At 64.2% G+C, this 15,358-nt stretch carries 15 protein-coding genes; 3 read left to right on the top strand and 12 right to left on the bottom strand.

Annotation, left to right across the window (positions count from 1 at the left end; genetic code table 11):
* Positions 1-12: 12 nt before the first annotated feature.
* Positions 13-1,812, bottom strand: a complete 1,800-nt coding sequence (locus tag FSZ31_RS10935) for an ABC transporter transmembrane domain-containing protein (protein WP_147123418.1) — start codon at positions 1,810-1,812, stop codon at positions 13-15.
* Positions 1,813-1,967: 155 nt separating this feature from the next.
* Between FSZ31_RS10935 and FSZ31_RS10940 the strand changes: the two genes are divergently transcribed.
* Positions 1,968-3,230: a polyhydroxyalkanoate depolymerase gene (locus FSZ31_RS10940; protein ID WP_147123419.1), complete on the top strand. Its 1,263-nt coding sequence runs from the start codon at positions 1,968-1,970 to the stop codon at positions 3,228-3,230.
* Between the two features lie 86 nt (positions 3,231-3,316).
* Positions 3,317-5,161 (top strand): DUF885 domain-containing protein, encoded by a 1,845-nt coding sequence (locus tag FSZ31_RS10945; protein ID WP_147123420.1) that lies wholly within the window; start codon positions 3,317-3,319, stop codon positions 5,159-5,161.
* Between the two features lie 452 nt (positions 5,162-5,613).
* Here FSZ31_RS10945 and FSZ31_RS10950 read toward each other — a convergent pair whose 3' ends face one another.
* From FSZ31_RS10950 to FSZ31_RS10985, 8 genes are all read right to left on the bottom strand, one after another.
* Positions 5,614-6,354 (bottom strand): DUF2189 domain-containing protein, encoded by a 741-nt coding sequence (locus FSZ31_RS10950; protein WP_236643784.1) that lies wholly within the window; start codon positions 6,352-6,354, stop codon positions 5,614-5,616.
* Positions 6,355-6,585: 231 nt separating this feature from the next.
* A complete protein-coding gene (locus tag FSZ31_RS10955; RefSeq protein WP_147123422.1) occupies positions 6,586-7,095 on the bottom strand; it encodes a pyridoxamine 5'-phosphate oxidase family protein in 510 nt (169 codons plus the stop codon).
* A 60-nt stretch (positions 7,096-7,155) separates the two neighbouring features.
* On the bottom strand, positions 7,156-7,605 hold the full coding sequence (locus FSZ31_RS10960; protein ID WP_147123423.1) for a YkvA family protein: 450 nt from the start codon (positions 7,603-7,605) through the stop codon (positions 7,156-7,158).
* Positions 7,565-7,954, bottom strand: a complete 390-nt coding sequence (locus FSZ31_RS10965) for a nuclear transport factor 2 family protein (protein ID WP_147123424.1) — start codon at positions 7,952-7,954, stop codon at positions 7,565-7,567. The genes FSZ31_RS10960 and FSZ31_RS10965 overlap by 41 nt, the downstream gene beginning before the upstream one ends.
* A gap of 30 nt (positions 7,955-7,984) precedes the next feature.
* The gene (locus FSZ31_RS10970; RefSeq protein ID WP_147123425.1) at positions 7,985-9,163 is read right to left on the bottom strand and encodes an acetyl-CoA C-acyltransferase; all 1,179 of its coding nucleotides are present in this window, start codon (positions 9,161-9,163) and stop codon (positions 7,985-7,987) included.
* A 42-nt stretch (positions 9,164-9,205) separates the two neighbouring features.
* A complete protein-coding gene (locus tag FSZ31_RS10975) occupies positions 9,206-9,664 on the bottom strand; it encodes a MaoC family dehydratase (protein WP_147123426.1) in 459 nt (152 codons plus the stop codon).
* Positions 9,665-9,767: 103 nt separating this feature from the next.
* Positions 9,768-10,922 (bottom strand): mechanosensitive ion channel family protein, encoded by a 1,155-nt coding sequence (locus FSZ31_RS10980; protein ID WP_236643785.1) that lies wholly within the window; start codon positions 10,920-10,922, stop codon positions 9,768-9,770.
* A gap of 21 nt (positions 10,923-10,943) precedes the next feature.
* On the bottom strand, positions 10,944-11,954 hold the full coding sequence (locus FSZ31_RS10985) for a DNA topoisomerase IB (RefSeq protein WP_147123427.1): 1,011 nt from the start codon (positions 11,952-11,954) through the stop codon (positions 10,944-10,946).
* 156 nt (positions 11,955-12,110) lie between these two features.
* Here FSZ31_RS10985 and FSZ31_RS10990 point away from each other — a divergent pair, with 156 nt between their 5' ends.
* Positions 12,111-12,662 carry a type 1 glutamine amidotransferase domain-containing protein gene (locus tag FSZ31_RS10990; protein WP_147123428.1) on the top strand — a complete coding sequence of 184 codons (552 nt, stop codon included), beginning with the start codon at positions 12,111-12,113 and terminating at the stop codon, positions 12,660-12,662.
* 94 nt (positions 12,663-12,756) lie between these two features.
* On the opposite strand, the gene FSZ31_RS12915 is transcribed toward FSZ31_RS10990, so the two are convergent.
* The 3 genes from FSZ31_RS12915 to FSZ31_RS11000 all read right to left on the bottom strand — a co-directional run bounded on the left by FSZ31_RS12915 (position 12,757) and on the right by FSZ31_RS11000 (position 15,225).
* Complete coding sequence (locus FSZ31_RS12915; protein WP_201739173.1) at positions 12,757-13,203, bottom strand: hypothetical protein; 447 nt, start codon at positions 13,201-13,203, stop codon at positions 12,757-12,759.
* Positions 13,204-13,268: 65 nt separating this feature from the next.
* Positions 13,269-13,394, bottom strand: a complete 126-nt coding sequence (locus FSZ31_RS13070) for a hypothetical protein (RefSeq protein ID WP_268934280.1) — start codon at positions 13,392-13,394, stop codon at positions 13,269-13,271.
* A 94-nt stretch (positions 13,395-13,488) separates the two neighbouring features.
* The gene (locus FSZ31_RS11000) at positions 13,489-15,225 is read right to left on the bottom strand and encodes a monovalent cation:proton antiporter-2 (CPA2) family protein (RefSeq protein ID WP_147123429.1); all 1,737 of its coding nucleotides are present in this window, start codon (positions 15,223-15,225) and stop codon (positions 13,489-13,491) included.
* Positions 15,226-15,358: the final 133 nt, after the last annotated feature.

Consider the following 15,358-nt stretch of genomic DNA (forward strand, 5'->3'; position numbering starts at 1 on the left):
TCCCCGGGCGGGTCAGCTTTCGAACTGGAGCCTGGCGAGACGCGCGTAAAGGCCGTTCTTGGCGATCAGCGTGTCATGGTCGCCCTGTTCGACGATGCGTCCGGCGTCCATCACGACGATGCGATCGGCGGCGCGGACGGTGGCGAGACGGTGCGCGATGACGATCGTCGTGCGGCCTTCCATGAGGTGGTCGAGTGCGTCCTGCACCTTGGCTTCGGATTCGGCGTCGAGCGCGCTGGTCGCTTCGTCGAGCAGCAGCAGCGGTGCCTTGCGCAGCAATGCGCGGGCGATCGCGAGCCGCTGGCGCTGGCCACCCGACAGGCGTGCGCCGCCTTCCCCCATGAACGTATCGAGCCCCTGCGGCAGCGCGCGCAGGAACCCCTCGGCATTGGCCGCGCGCGCGGCCTCCCACAGATCGTCGTCGGTTGCCGCCCAGTTGCCGTAGCGCAGATTGTCGCGCGCGCTGGCGGCAAAGATCACGGTTTCCTGCGGCACCATCGCGATGCGGCCGCGAATGTCGGCGGGGTCGGCGGCGGTCAGCGGCACGCCGTCGAGGCGCAGCTCGCCCGCCTGCGGGTCGTAGAAGCGCTGGATCAGCTGGAACAATGTCGTCTTGCCCGCGCCCGACGGGCCGACCACGGCGAGCCGTTCATTGGGGCGGACGTCGAGGCTGAAATCGTCGAGCGCGGCGACTTCTGGACGGGTCGGATAGCGGAAGGTGACGGCGTCGAACGACAGCTGGCCCTGCGCCGGTTCGGGCAGCGGCGTCGGGTGGGTTGGCGGCGCGATCGCGGGTTGTTCGGAGAGCAGGTCGCCGAGCCGCCCGGCTGCGCCCGAGCCGCGCAGCAGGTCGCCATAGACTTCGGTCAGCGCGCCGAACGCGCCCGCGACGATGATCCCGGTGAAGAGGAAGGCGAGGATCGTCCCGCCGCTGATATGCCCGGCGCGGACCTCGGTCGCGCCGTACCACATCAACGAGGTGATCGCGCCGAAGATCAGGCCGATGACGATCGCGGTCATCAGCGCGCGGATCAGGATGCGGCGCTTGGCGGTGGTGAAGGTCGCCTCGACCGCGCCGGCGAAGCGCGTCGCCTCGCGCTCTTCCTGGCCGAATGCCTGGACGATCTTCATTGCGCCGAGCACCTCGGAGGCCATCGAGCCGACATCGGCGACGCGATCCTGGCTGTCGCGCGAGATCGTCCGCACCTTGCGCCCGAGAAACACGATCGGGACGATCACCAAGGGAATGCCGAGCAGCATCATGCCGGTCAGCTTTGGCGCGAGCGTGAAAAGATAGGCGACGCCGCCGATGCCCATGACGATGTTGCGCAGGGCGACCGACAGCGTCGTGCCGACGACCTGTTCGATGATCGTCGTGTCCGAGGTCATCCGCGAGGAGATTTCCGACGGGCGGTTCTCCTCGAAGAAGGCGGGGGCGAGGCGCAGCAGGTTGCGCTGCACCGCCTCGCGAATGTCGGCGACGACGCGTTCGCCGATCCAGCTGACGAAATAGAAGCGGATCGCGGTGGCGAGCGCGAGGACGCCGACGATCATGAACAGGTAATGGAAATAGGGTGCGATATCGCTGCTGCCGCCTTCGAATCCGTCATCGACGATGCGCTTGAGGCCCGCGGGGATGGCGAGCGTCGCGCCCGCGGCGGTGGCGAGGGCGAACATCGCGATCGCGATCCTGCCCGGATAGCCGCGCGCAAAGTCCCACACCATGCGCAGATTGCCGATCGGGCGCGGCGCGTCATCCTCTCGCGTGGCTGTGGGGGAAAGCGGTGCGGAGGGAGGGGGTGCGTCGGCCATGCAGCCCCGTAGCAGGCGCGGCAATGCGCCTCAATATGCAACCTTTGCGTGCATAGTGCATTGCAACATGACAGGAGGACCGTAGAGTGGACTGGATCAGATCGGCACCATATTTTCCGGTGCAAGAGTACATGCCGTTTGGGGGGCCATCACCAATGTTATACAGCGCCTATGAAGTGCAGCGATCGCTGCTGGCGGGCGCGAGCGCGTTTGCCGATATTGGCGCGCAGTTTCTTGCCAATCCCGCCAACCCGTTCGGCTATATCGGCGGCGGTCCGGTGCTGTCGGCTGCGCTCGAGGTGTTCGCACATGCGTCGGCCCCGCGCGGCAAGCCCGAATTCGGCATCGACAGCGTCGAAGTCGACGGCAAGCCGGTCGCGGTCGAAGAAGCGATCGAGGCGCGCCATGCGTTCGGCCAGCTCAAGCATTTCACCAAGCAAGGCGTCGCCGACCAGGGGCCCAAGCTGCTGATCGTCGCGCCGATGTCGGGCCATTTCGCGACCTTGCTGCGCGGCACGGTCGAGCGGATGATCCCCGGCCACGACGTCTATGTCACCGACTGGCGCGATGCCAAGAACGTGCCGCTCTCCGAGGGCAAGTTCGACCTCGACGACTATGTCGATTACGTCATGGGCTGGCTCGAGCATATCGGCCAAGCTGGTTCGAAGGGGGCTGGCGGCAAGGACAGCAACCCGCGCGCGCATATGCTCGCGGTGTGCCAGCCGTCGGTGCCGTGCTTTGCCGCGACCGCGTGCATGGGGCGCGACAAGAACCCGCATCGCCCGCTGACGCTGACGATGATGGGTGGCCCGATCGACACGCGCAAAGCACCGACGTCGGTCAACACCGTCGCGACCGAGCGGCCGCACAGCTGGTTCGAACAGAATGTCATCGCAACCGTCCCGTTCCAGTATGCCGGCTCGGGCCGCCAGGTTTATCCCGGCTTCCTCCAGCTTGCCGGTTTCATGACGATGAACCTCGGCAGCCATCTCACCAGCCATTGGGAGATGTTCAAGCATCTCGTCGAAGGCGACGACGACAGCGCCGACAAGACCAAGGATTTCTACGAGGAATATCGTTCGGTTGCCGACATGTCGGCCGAATTCTACCTCCAGACGATCGAGGTCGTGTTCCAGACGCACGCGCTGCCCAAGGGCGAGTACGTCCACAACGGCCATGTCGTCGATGCGAGCGACATCACCGATACCGCGCTGCTGGCGATCGAGGGCGAGCACGACGATATTTCGGGCATCGGCCAGACCAGGGCGGCGCTGACGATCGCCGACGGGCTGAAGGCCGACCAGAAGAAATACCTGCTCGCCAAGGATGTCGGCCATTACGGCATCTTCAACGGGTCGAAATGGCGGACCAAGATCGCGCCGGTTGTCGAGGACTGGATCGCGGCACACGAAGGGTAAACGCGCTTCGCCAGACAGGGTGTGGCGCGCGGAGAAATCCCGCCTTAAGGTGAGGGCTCCACGCTCTTTCCGAAAGGCCCCGCCCAATGACCGCACCGATCGACCGCCGCAAGTTTCTCGCCACGACCGCGCTCGGCGCAGGGGTGGCCTTGCTGCCGGGGTGCGCGCGGACGGTTGGCGCGGTCGGGGCCGGTGCGGCGGGCCCGATTACCTACACCAATCCCTCGCCGCTCGATCCGCTCGCCGAAGCGATCATGCGGCAATATCCCGAGCAGGCGACGGGGCTGGGGATCGACAATGGTGCGCGCGCCGCGCTCAAGCATCGCCTCACCGACCTGACGCCAAGCGGCGTTGCGGCGCAGGTTGCCGGGGCCAAGGCGCGGCTCGCGGCGACGCAGGCGATGATGCCGTCGCTGGCGGGGCAGGATGCGCTCGACGCCGAGGTTGTGATCGCGGCGCACGAGCTGGCGCTCGACGGCTGGAAATTCCCCTATGGCGACGTCGCCTTCGGCAGCTATCGCAACTCGCCCTATGTCGTCGCGCAGAATGTCGGCCAGTTCCTCGACGTGCCGAGCTTCCTCGACAGTTCGCACACAATCGAGACGAGCGACGATGCCGAGGCCTATCTCGACCGGATGCGCGCCTATGCCCGCAATCTCGACGGCGAGACCGAGCGGCTGCGCCATGACCGCGGGCTGGGCGTGGTGGCGCCCGATTTCCTGCTCAAGAAGACGGTCAACCAACTGACGATCGCGCAGAAGGGGGCCCCCGAAAGCTGGAGCATCGTTTCCTCGCTCGCGGATCGCGCCAAGGAACTGGGCGGCGATTACCAGGCGCGCGCAGCGAAGATCGCGCGCGACGCGATCGCCCCGGCACTGGCGCGCCAGCTCGCCGAGATCGAGCAGCATGTGCCGCTGGCCAACAGCAATGCCGGCGTGTGGGACCTGCCGCAGGGCGATGCCTATTATGCCTGGGCGCTGCGCGCGGGGACGACGACGACGCTGACCCCCGACGAAGTGCACCAGATGGGCCTCGACCAGCTCGCCGAGCTGCAGGGGCGGATGGACACGATCCTGAAGGGCGAGGGGTACAGCAAGGGCAGCGTCGGCGCGCGGATGGCGGCGCTCGGCAAGGACCCCAAATACCTGTTCCCCAACAATGACGAGGGTCGCAAGCAGATCATCGACTTTTTGAGCGAGCGGATCGCCGACATTCGCGGGCGGATGCCGCAGGCGTTCCATACGCTGGTGCCGGGCAATGCCGAGGTGAAGCGGATGGCACCCGAGGTCGAACCCGGCGCGCCGGGGGCCTATGGCGGTTCCGGATCGATCGACGGCAAGGTGCCGGGGCGATTGTGGATCAACCTGCGCACGACCGAGATCTGGCCGCGCTACGCATTGCCCGATCTTGCCTATCACGAGACGATCCCGGGCCATGTCTGGCAGGGCGAATATACCCACAAGCTGCCGCTGGTGCGCAGCCTGCTCGCGTTCAATGCCTACTCGGAAGGCTGGGCATTGTATGGCGAGCAGCTCGCCGACGAGCTGGGCGTGTACGACGCCAACCCGGTCGAGCGGCTGGGCTACCTGCAGAGCCTGGCGTTTCGCGCGTGCCGGCTGGTCGTCGATACCGGCATTCATTCCAAGCGCTGGACGCGCGACCACGCGATCGACTGGTTCGCGACCAACAACGGATCGACGGTCGAGGAAGTGTCGGGCGAGGTCGACCGCTATTGCAGCTGGCCAGGCCAGGCGTGCGGCTACAAGGTCGGCCACACGACGATCAACACGCTGCGCCAGAAGGCCAAGGCCGAACTGGGCGCGAAGTTCGATTTCCGCGGGTTCAACGATTCCGTCGTGCTTGGCGGCGCGGTGCCGATGACGGTGCTCGGCGGGGTGATCGACCGGTTTGTCGCGAGACGCCGGGGATAGCGCGGTGCGCCGCATCTGGACCATCATCGGGTTGCCGATGTCGCGGCGACCACTCTGCCACCGGGATGCTGGAATTCGCGCTGCGCGATCCCGACGGCTATCATGTCATGGTCAGCGCGATCGAACCCGCGCGCTGAGCCCGAAGGGGCGCGCTGCGCGGAACGCGAGCGGCGTCTGGCGGCCATGACGTTCGAGCGCGCGCCATCGGCGGTCTTTTCACGCAATGAAATTTGTCATTGACCTTCGGGCGCGACCGATTCACATTGTATCCCAAGTTCAACAAGCGAAAGGAGGTGGTCCGATGTCTCATTGTCAAATGCCGCAGGTCGGTATGGGTTTGAGCATGGCCTCCAGGGGGGCGCTCGCCTGAGATACCGTTAGCTCCGGCTGACAATGGAAAGGCCGCGATCCCGGGAGGGACGCGGCCTTTCGATTATCCGGGCAATGCCGCCCTAGTGAACCGAACGGCGGTAGAGGTGCCAGGTCGCGTGGCCGAGTACCGGCAGCACGACGAGCAGGCCCAGGAAGAGCGGGACGATCGCGGCGAACAGCGAAACGGCGACGATGATCGCCCAGGCGAGCAGGACGAAACGGTTCGATCGGATCGTCGCCAGGCTGGCGATGATCGCGGTGATGAAATCGACCTCGCGATCGACCAGCATCGGCAGGCTGATGACCGTGATCGAAAAGAGCGCCAGCGCCATCAGTGCCCCGGCGGCACCGCCGACGACGAGCATCGCGATCCCCGTGGCGGTGCCGAACAGCGCAAGCGACTGCGATCCGACACCCGATTGCGCCATGAAGATCGCGAAAATGCCGTGCGCGATGCCGATCCAGAAAGCGAAGGCGACGAACACGATGACGCCCATGGTCAATATCTGCCCGTCGTCATGCCCGCGCAATGCGCCGAGGACCGGTCCCCATTTCATCGGCAGGCCTGCCTCGCGGCGGCGGCTGACTTCGTACAGGCCGACGGCGGCAAAGGGGGCGAGGAGCGGGAAGCCCGCAGCGGCCGGGACCAGCCAAGCGGCCTCGGCGCGGACGAACAGCGCGTAATACAGCAATAATCCCGCAGCGATGTAGATCGCGGCGAAGAACAGCCCGAAGGCAGGACAGGCCCGGAAATCGGCCCATCCGGCGGCGATCGCTGCGCGCAGATCGCCGATCGTAAGATCGTTTGTGACCGTGGTCATCATGCCCTCCCTGTCGCACTCACGGCAAACTGTGCAACAGCAGCGCCGCGCCAGCAAGTTCGTAGGATTGCGAGCGTGCAGCGAAAAGGCCGCGATCCGAGGGAGCGGCGCGGCCTTTCGATTATCCGGGGGTGTGAGGTTGCGTGGCGATCAGCCCCTCTCCGCTCGCCTAAGGCAGCAAGCTGCCAAGTCTCGCTACCTCTCCCCAAAAAGGGGAGAGGGTGATGGAAGTTACAGCGCTACGTCGGCGACCTTGTCCTTGTAGTCCTGCTTGGGGTCGATGCCGATCAGCATCTTGATGCCGGCGATCGTCGAGCTGGCGTCGACCCAGATTTCGGCGTGGGTCGTGTCGAAGCGCAGCAGGCGCAGGTTGGGATCGTCTTTCCCGTCTTCGTACCAGGCGGCGACGAAGCGGTTCCACAGGCGGTCGACCTTGCTGCGATCGGTATCGATCGAGAGCGTCCCGTCGATCGTCGCGAAGATGTCGTGGCCCTTGCTGGCGAAGGTCGAGATTGCCCGGTGGCTATCAGCGCCCGAGCCATTACCAAGCTTTTCGACGATGCCGTTGTCGACCGAGGTGAAGATGTAGAGCGGGCCGTTTTCCTCGCCATGGACCTCTTCGTCGAGCTGCGCGGTCATCGGGCGGGTGTGGCCATGTTCGTCGGCGAGGCCGAGCATGATCGTGCGGTCGTCCCTGAGCGCTTTCCAGAATTTCGCCTTGATTTCGGTGTCGTCGGTCATCGGGGTTCTCCTTTTGGGGTTTGCCTGACCAACCCCCCGATCCCCCGCGTGGTTCCGCGCTCAGTCGTAGCGCGCGTACATCCACCAGCCGAATGCGGCGAGCACGGTCAGCCAGACGGCGATGACGATGACGATGCCGCCGCGCGAGACGGGGTGCTGCGATGCGGCCTCGGCGGCGGCGCGGTGCTCGGCCCATAACGCGTCGGGAATCAGCTTCGCCATGATCCACAGGCCTACGGGCACCAGGATCGCGTCGTCGAGCAGGCCGATGACCGGGATGAAGTCGGGGATCAGGTCGATCGGCGAGAGCGCATAGGCGCCGATAATCAGCCCGACGATGCGCGCCGACCACGGGCAGCGCGGATCGCGCGCGGCGAGCCAGACGGCGTGGCCGTTGACGCGCAGCTGGTGCGCCAGGCTGGGTTTGCGGTTGGGCCTGGAGCTGGGGGCTGGGCGGGGGGCGATCGGCTTAAAGTCCCGTGGCCTGGCGGAAGAGGTAGGTGTCGACATACTGGACGAACCGTTCCAGCCTGCCTTCGATAACGGTCCAGATGTGCGCGAAGGGCACGTCGACCTCTCCCTTGGCCCCCTTGCCGCGATAGTTGCCGAAGGCGGCGACGCGCGTCTTGCCCAACAGGGCGATGTCGTCGGGGACGGCGGTGAAGCGTTCGACGTCGTTGGCGATCGGGCCGAAGACGTGCGCGGCGATCTCGGCAAAGCCGGTGTAGCGCCCGCCATAGGGCATGCCCTCGGCCTCGTGCCAGTCGGTCTCACCCAGCAGATCCCCCACTGCCGCCATGTCGCCGGTGGCGAACGCATCGTACAGCCTGCGGACAGTCTCTATGCGATCATCGGTCATTGGGGGATCCTTCCCACTGGGGTTAAGCCATCAGAGAACTTCGAACAGGCCTGCCGCGCCCTGGCCGCCGCCGATGCACATCGTGACGACGACGTACTTCGCGCCGCGGCGCTTGCCTTCGATCAGCGCGTGGCCGGTGCAGCGTGCGCCGGTCATGCCGAACGGATGGCCGATCGAGATCGAGCCGCCGTTGACGTTGAGCAGATCGTTGGGAATGCCGAGCCTGTCGCGGCAATAGAGAACCTGGACCGCGAACGCCTCGTTCAGTTCCCACAGGCCGATATCGTCCATCTTGAGGTTGAAGCGTTCGAGCAGCTTGGGGATGGCGAAGACCGGACCGATGCCCATTTCGTCGGGTTCGGTGCCCGCGACGGCCATGCCGACATAGCGGCCGAGCGGGGTGAGGCCCGCCTTTTCGGCCGATTTCGCTTCCATCACGACGACTGCCGAGGCGCCGTCGGCAAGCTGGCTGGCGTTGCCCGCGGTGATGCAGTTGCCCGGCCCGAGGACCGGCGGCAGTCCGGCCAGGCCTTCGAGCGTGGTGCCCGGGCGGTTGCATTCGTCGCTGTCGATCGTGACCTCTTTCTGGGAGATCTCGCCGGTCGCCTTGTCCTGGACATTCATCATGACGGTGGCGGGGACGATCTCGTCGTCGAACTTGCCCGCTGCCTGCGCGGCGGCGGTGCGCTGCTGCGACTGGAGCGAATATTCGTCCTGTGCTTCGCGGCTGATGTCATAGCGCTTGGCGACGACTTCGGCGGTCTGGATCATCGGCATGTAGGTCGCATTGTGCATCGCGATGAGTTCGCGGTCGAACTCGATCCACAGCTTTTCGCCGCGGACCATCGACACCTGCTCGAGCCCGCCGGCGACGATCGTGTCCATCCGGTCGACGATGATCTGTTTCGCCGCGGTCGCGATCGTCATGAGGCCGCTCGAGCACTGGCGGTCGATCGACATGCCCGGCACGGTGACGGGCAGGCCGGCGCGCAGGCCGACGAGGCGCGCGATGTTGGGCGCCTGCGTGCCCTGTTGCAGCGCGGCGCCCATGATGCAGTCATCGATGCTGGCAGGATCGATCCCGGCGCGTTCGACCGCAGCCTTGACCGCGAAGCTGCCCATCGTCGGGGCCATGGTGGCGTTGAACGATCCGCGTCCGGCCTTGGCGAGGCCGGTGCGGGCGGTGGATACGATGACGGCGTTGCGCATGGGGTAATTCCTTTGTGAGTCTCTGATGGTTTTAAAGCTGTCTTACACGAAAAACTGGCCGATCCAGTCGGCGATCAGCGCGGGCTTGTCCTCGCCCTCGATCTCGACCGTGCATTCGAGGCATTGCTGCCACTGGCCGGGGCGCTTTTCAACGAGGTCGCGGAGGAGGAAATGGCCGCGCACGCGCTTGCCAGAGCGGATGGGCGCGAGGAAGCGGACTTTGTCGAAGCCGTAATTGACCCCCATCTTGACCCCCGCGATCTCTGGCCGGTCGGACGCGGCGACCATGTGCGAGAGCAGCGAGAGGGTGAGGAAGCCGTGCGCGATGGTGCCGCCGAACGGCGTCTGCGCGGCGGCGACGGGATCGATATGGATGAACTGCGGATCGCGGGTCACGTCGGCAAAGGCGTCGATCATCGGCTGGTCGATCAGCACCCAGTCCGACGTGCCGAGATGCTCGCCGATCTTCGCCTTGAGGTCTTCGGGGGTGATTTGCGTCATCGCGGATCCTTCGGTTGGCCCCCGATCTGCGGCGATCGGCCGCGCTTTGCAAGGGCGAGCTTGGCGCGGTGCGGTTGCCGTAGGGGCAAGTTCGCGGCGCCGATCAGTCCTTCGCGTTCACTACCGGCATGACGTGCGGATAGGGCATGATCATCGTGCCGTCAGGGGCCGAGGTGAAGGTGGTCTGCGTCGGATAGGCGAATTCGAGACCCGCTTCGTTGAACGCTTCGACGATGGCGAGGCCGATCGCGTGACGGCCGGCGAAGACGACTTCGAAATCGGTGCTCATGATGTCGAAATCGAGTTCGAAATTGAGCGAGCTGTCGCCGAAGCCGACAAAACCGGCGCGGACGAAGCTGGCGTGGTGCCGCTCGACGATGTCCTTGAGCATGTCGGGAATGCGCCGCGCCTCGGCGGGCTTGGTCTGGTAGATGACGCCGATGCCGAAGCGCGTCCGGCGGCGGTTGAGGCGCGTGAAATTGTCGATCCGCTGGTCGAGCATCTTGGCATTGGCGAGGATCACCTCTTCGCCCGTCGTCGCACGCAGCCGCGTCGATTTGAGGCCGATCGTTTCGACCGTGGCGACGATGCCGTCGACCTGGATCACGTCGCCGCGGCGGAACGGCTTGTCGAAGATCACCGCCAATGCGGCGAACAGGTCGGAAAAGATGCCCTGCGCGGCAAGGCCGATGGCGATGCCGCCGATGCCGAGGCCGGCGACGAGGCCGGTGACGTCGATGCCAAGATTGTCGAGGACGACGATGAAGGCGATCGCGAAGACGACGACGCTGACGATCAGGCGGATCAGCGTCAGCGCGTTTTCGAGCGTGTCGTGCTCGCCCGCGCCGGCGCGGCGCTGGATGAAGCCGAGGATCGCCTCGCGCGCCCAGATCGCGACCTGCATGACCGCGGCAATCGTGAACAGCACCGCGATCGTGCGTTCGACCGCGGTGGGCGCCTGGGCGTAGCTCGAGACGAGCCGGATCGCGGAGATCAGGATGACGAGCTCGCTGGTCTTGCCGAGGACGCGCCAGACGATCGTGCTGAAGCGATAGCGATCGGGCGATTTGCGCGCGCGCGCGGTGGCGAAGCGCTTGATCGCGTGGAGCGCGAAATAGATCGCGGTGCCCACGGCGAAGGCGATGAGGATTTCGGTCGTATGCGCGCTTATCCAGGCGATCGCGCCGTCCCAGGTGCGCGTGAGCGCGGCGGCGAACGACTGTGACGTGATGGCGTCGGCGGTGGTGCCGGTGGTCAAATGGGCCCCCTAGGGTCTGGATCAGGCGGCGGCGAGCAGCTCCTCGGCGCACGGTGCGCTCTCGAGATACTCGATCAGGCCGCGTTCGTAGCGGTTGAGGTAGCGCGTCGCGCGCGGCAGGCGCAACCCCTGTCGGAATTCGGCCTGCTCGGCCTTGCACACCTGCAGCATCGCGGGATGGATGTACGACTTGCGCGCGATCGCCGGAGTGTTGCCGAGCGAGCCCGAGACGTGATCGAGCAGCTCCTTCATCGCGACCTCGCCCTTGCCATCGACAAGCCGTTGGAACGCGGCGAGGCTCGCCGACCAGGTGCGGAAGTTCTTGGCGGTGAAATCGTCGCCCATCGCTTCGTGGATGTAATCGTTGACGTCGGTCGAGGTGACGGGGTGCGGCTCGCCGTCGCCATCGACATACTGGAACAGCTTCTGGCCGGGCAGGTCCTGCATCCGCGTGACGATCGTCGCGAGGCTGCGGTCGGTGATCGCGACTTCGCGCAGCTGACCCGACTTGGCGCGGAACTTGAGCTTGATCGTCGTGCCGGTGAGGCGGGCATGGCGGCGGCGCAGTGTGGTGGCGCCGAAGCTCTTGTTGCGCACGGCATAGCTTTCGTTGCCGACGCGCAGCGCCGACAGGTCGAGCAGGCGGACGACCGCGGCGACGGCGCGTTCGCGGCTCAGGCTGCGCGCGCGCAGATCCTTTTCGAGGCGTTGGCGCAGCAGCGGCAGCGCGCGGCCGAACGCAGCGCAGGCCTCGTACTTCTCGGCCTCGCGCGCGGCGCGGAAATCGGGATGGTAGCGATACTGCTTGCGGCCCTTGTCGTCATAGCCGGTGGCGAGGATGTGGCCGTTGGGCGCGGGGCAGAACCAGGCGTCGACATAGGCAGGCGGCAGCGCGATGGCGTTGAGCCGGTCGATCTCCTCGCGGTCGTCGATGTGCTTTCCCTTGGCATCGTAATAGGCCCAGCCGGTCCCGGCACGCTTGCGCGTGATGCCGGGCAGGTCGTCGTCGATGTAGATGAGCTTGTCGGCCATCGGTTTGCTTTCGCACGCGTAATCGGTGCGATTCCAAACCTTCGCAGCGGCCATTCGTTCCCGCGGTTGGGGGCACGGGACGATTAAATAATGCGCAACAAAATCCGCTGCCGATGGTTTTCCTCCTATCCCCCGACACCATGACAGGAGCCGACCATGGCCGACCTTAGCGGCAAGAAAATCCTTTTCATCGCGACCGACGGGTTCGAATATTCCGAACTGACCGAACCGCGCGACTATCTGACCGGCGAGGGCGCCGAGGTGACTCTGGCATCGCCCAAGAGCGACCCGATACAGGGCGAAAGCGGAGGCGAGAAACAGGGCAAGGTGACCCCCGATATCACGATCGACGAGGTCGATTGCGACGATTACGACGCGCTGGTGATCCCGGGCGGCGTGACCAATCCCGATGCGCTGAGGATGAACGCGCGCGCGGTTGAAATCGTCGCCGAATTCGCCGCGGCCGAAAAGCCGATCGCGGCGATCTGCCACGGGCCGTGGTTGCTGGTCGAGGCCGACGTGATCGACGGCGTCCAGGCGACCAGCTGGCCCTCGCTGCGCACCGATCTTGAGAATGCGGGCGCCGACGTGGTCGACCGCGAAGTGGTCGTCGATGGCAATTTCATCACCAGCCGCAAGCCCGACGATATCCCCGCATTCAGCCGCGCGATTTCGGACGCGCTGATCGAGGCGGATGTCGATGCGTAGGGAGTGATCGACGCGGTGGGGAGCTGCGCCAAGCTCTTTGTTAAAGCTCAGCCTTAATGACCGCCACTGTCCTTAGTCGGGTGGGAAGCGGACATCAGTCATCACGTAGCCACTTTGACACATCAGGCTTCATCCAGCCTAAATCTTCGCGCAGACCAAAAGCTTCGCATTGCTGCTTGAGCGTTTTCGTCGCGAAGTCGTATGCCATGGCATAGCCACGGTCGAAGTCCGTATCACCTGTTAGTTCGTCAAGGTGCTCCTTCATTTCTAATACGGTATCGCGCAGCATCAGGGCATGAGGTGAAGGTTCCGTAACTCGCAGCGAACTTGCAGCGTAGCGAAGGATATAGGGCTTCTCTCGCGGCGTGCGGACAGGCGCCTCGGCACCAAAAAAAGCGACGTAGCAGTCATAGGCGTCAATTTCGTCGTCACCCCAGCAGTGAACTACCACACCGTGTTCGAATTCACCGTCCGTTGGACTTTTTAGGCTCACTTTTGTGCCGGGAGCCAAGTAACGGTCGAGCGTATGTTCGTCTGACATTTCCGCATTTTATACGACAGCGCCAATCTCCGCAATTGGGCCGTTTGCCGTCGCTCAATCCAAATCTATGCCGATGCGACCGGCTCCGCCGCTGCCGCCGCCTTCGTCTTGCTCATCAGCGGGCGCCATTCGGCCTCTTTTTCGCGACGCCTGATGTAGGTGGCGAGGCCGATCTGGAGCGCGAGCATCATGTCGATGAAGCTCTGGAAAGCGACGCCGACGAACAGCGAGCCAGTAAGAGGCAGATGTCAGGTTTTGACAAACCTTGGCCTGATGGTTGCTGGTCTAGACCGCCCGCTCACGGTCCATGGTTCCCATTTGCCATACGCGCTGGGCATCAACCAATGTGCGGGCGACATCTTCTGGAAATCCGATTCCTGTGAGCAATTGCTCGCAAAGCTCAAGGCTGGCTTCCATGGTTTCGGGGACGGCGCTTCTAGCGCCGGAGCCACGCAACACCACAGCATGGTCGACATCGCGGGCACGCGCGATGATCGGGACGTGCGGCCATGTTTGGTGGATCGCCTTTATGACATGTTCTGCCGTTTCGGGCGCATCCATTGTGGTGGCAAAGGCCGCGGCATTTTCGATCCCCAAATGTCGCAGGACATCAGGCTGGCTGGCATCGCCAAAATATATCGGCCTTCCGTGCGCGCGCTGTTCAGCAACAAGCTCGGGATCGTTATCGACCGCAATGAACGGTATTCGCTGTTCCTCCAGCACATGTGCCAACACTTTTCCAACTCTGCCGAATCCGCCAATGATGACTGTCTGGCTTCCATCTGATGTCGCCACCAAATCGGGCGCCTCTGCGCTGGCTTCGCGAAGACCCGCAGCCAGTTTGCGCCCCACAGCCGCAAGCGCGGGGGTCAGGAACATGGTGACAATGACGACCATCAACATGAACTGGGCGACATCAGGATCAAGCAGGGCGAATGACAGCGCAGCTGCGATCACGACAAAGGCAAATTCCCCGCCCTGGCTCATCATTATCGATGTTTCCGCCGCCACTGCGGTGGGCAAGCGAAACGCCTTGGCGAGAGCAAATGTTATCACGGTTTTCAGCGCCAGAAGCCCAATGACAGATGTCACCACCCATAGAATATCGTGCCACACCGCAGCCATATCCAGGCTCATGCCAACCGATATGAAAAACAGGCCGAGCAGCAGCCCCTTGAAGGGCTCTATATCGGTCGCGATCTGGTGGCGATATTCGGTTCCAGCAAATAGCAGACCAGCCAAGAACGCCCCAAGTGCCATCGAAAGCCCAGCTTGAGCTGTGAGCGCGGCAGTCGCCAGCACAAGCAGCAGCACGGCTGCCATGAATGCCTCTCGGCTGCCCGTGCTGCTGACAAATTTCAGCCAAGGCCGGACAATCACGCGGCCAGCCAGAAAGATTGCCGTGATGACCAGTGCGGCCTCCCCGATTGCCCACGCAGCCGCTCCGGCAAGCGACCCTTCGACATTGGGTCCAACAAATCCGACAAAAAACAGGATTGGGACTACCGCCAGATCCTGAAGCAGCAATATTCCAAACGCGCTTCGCCCGGGGGGCGTGTTAAGCCGCCGGTTTTCGGTGAGTAGCTGCATGACGAGGGCGGTGGAGGAAAGCGCCAGACAAAGCCCATAGATTGCTGATGCGACGAGCGAATTGCCAAACAGGTAAGCGATGACGCCGATTGTCAACGCGGTTACGACAACTTGCGCTACCCCTAAACCGAATACCAGCCGCCGCATCGCCCAGAGCTGCGCTGTCGATAGCTCCAGCCCGATCGTGAAGAGGAGAAATATGACCCCCAATTCGGCGAACCGTCTGACTCCGTCGAGATCATCGAAAACTGCATATTCGAGAACCGGCGCGGCGCCGACCAGCTGCCCGGCACCATGCGGGCCAATCAGCAAGCCTACGAACAAGAAGCCGAGAACCGGGCTTATCCCGAGCTTGCGCACCAGAGGGATTATCAATCCGGCCGCAACCAGAAAGACCATCGCTTCCCTCAGATACGGAATTTCAGGATGCATGGTCGGATCTCTTTATGTCAGGATAAGGAGAATTGGGTCGCGCCGATATCCGCTCACTCTTGTCTGACTGAACGGTCGGTTTCGGGATGCTAGCTGGTTGCCTGGAAGGGCGCAAATTGGGTCGTTAGGGGGG

The sequence above is a fragment of the Flavisphingopyxis soli genome (assembly GCF_007995095.1).
Taxonomy (GTDB): Bacteria; Pseudomonadota; Alphaproteobacteria; order Sphingomonadales; family Sphingomonadaceae; genus Flavisphingopyxis; species Flavisphingopyxis soli.

What these genes read in the sequence shown, in the direction of transcription:
- FSZ31_RS10935 (WP_147123418.1), bottom strand. Translation starts at nt 1,812, where the DNA reads ATGGCCGACGCACCCCCTCCCTCCGCACCGCTTTCCCCCACAGCCACG.
- FSZ31_RS10940 (WP_147123419.1), top strand. Translation starts at nt 1,968, where the DNA reads ATGTTATACAGCGCCTATGAAGTGCAGCGATCGCTGCTGGCGGGCGCG.
- FSZ31_RS10945 (WP_147123420.1), top strand. Translation starts at nt 3,317, where the DNA reads ATGACCGCACCGATCGACCGCCGCAAGTTTCTCGCCACGACCGCGCTC.
- FSZ31_RS10950 (WP_236643784.1), bottom strand. Translation starts at nt 6,354, where the DNA reads ATGACCACGGTCACAAACGATCTTACGATCGGCGATCTGCGCGCAGCG.
- FSZ31_RS10955 (WP_147123422.1), bottom strand. Translation starts at nt 7,095, where the DNA reads ATGACCGACGACACCGAAATCAAGGCGAAATTCTGGAAAGCGCTCAGG.
- FSZ31_RS10960 (WP_147123423.1), bottom strand. Translation starts at nt 7,605, where the DNA reads ATGTCGACACCTACCTCTTCCGCCAGGCCACGGGACTTTAAGCCGATC.
- FSZ31_RS10965 (WP_147123424.1), bottom strand. Translation starts at nt 7,954, where the DNA reads ATGACCGATGATCGCATAGAGACTGTCCGCAGGCTGTACGATGCGTTC.
- FSZ31_RS10970 (WP_147123425.1), bottom strand. Translation starts at nt 9,163, where the DNA reads ATGCGCAACGCCGTCATCGTATCCACCGCCCGCACCGGCCTCGCCAAG.
- FSZ31_RS10975 (WP_147123426.1), bottom strand. Translation starts at nt 9,664, where the DNA reads ATGACGCAAATCACCCCCGAAGACCTCAAGGCGAAGATCGGCGAGCAT.
- FSZ31_RS10985 (WP_147123427.1), bottom strand. Translation starts at nt 11,954, where the DNA reads ATGGCCGACAAGCTCATCTACATCGACGACGACCTGCCCGGCATCACG.
- FSZ31_RS10990 (WP_147123428.1), top strand. Translation starts at nt 12,111, where the DNA reads ATGGCCGACCTTAGCGGCAAGAAAATCCTTTTCATCGCGACCGACGGG.
- FSZ31_RS12915 (WP_201739173.1), bottom strand. Translation starts at nt 13,203, where the DNA reads ATGTCAGACGAACATACGCTCGACCGTTACTTGGCTCCCGGCACAAAA.
- FSZ31_RS13070 (WP_268934280.1), bottom strand. Translation starts at nt 13,394, where the DNA reads ATGATGCTCGCGCTCCAGATCGGCCTCGCCACCTACATCAGGCGTCGC.
- FSZ31_RS11000 (WP_147123429.1), bottom strand. Translation starts at nt 15,225, where the DNA reads ATGCATCCTGAAATTCCGTATCTGAGGGAAGCGATGGTCTTTCTGGTT.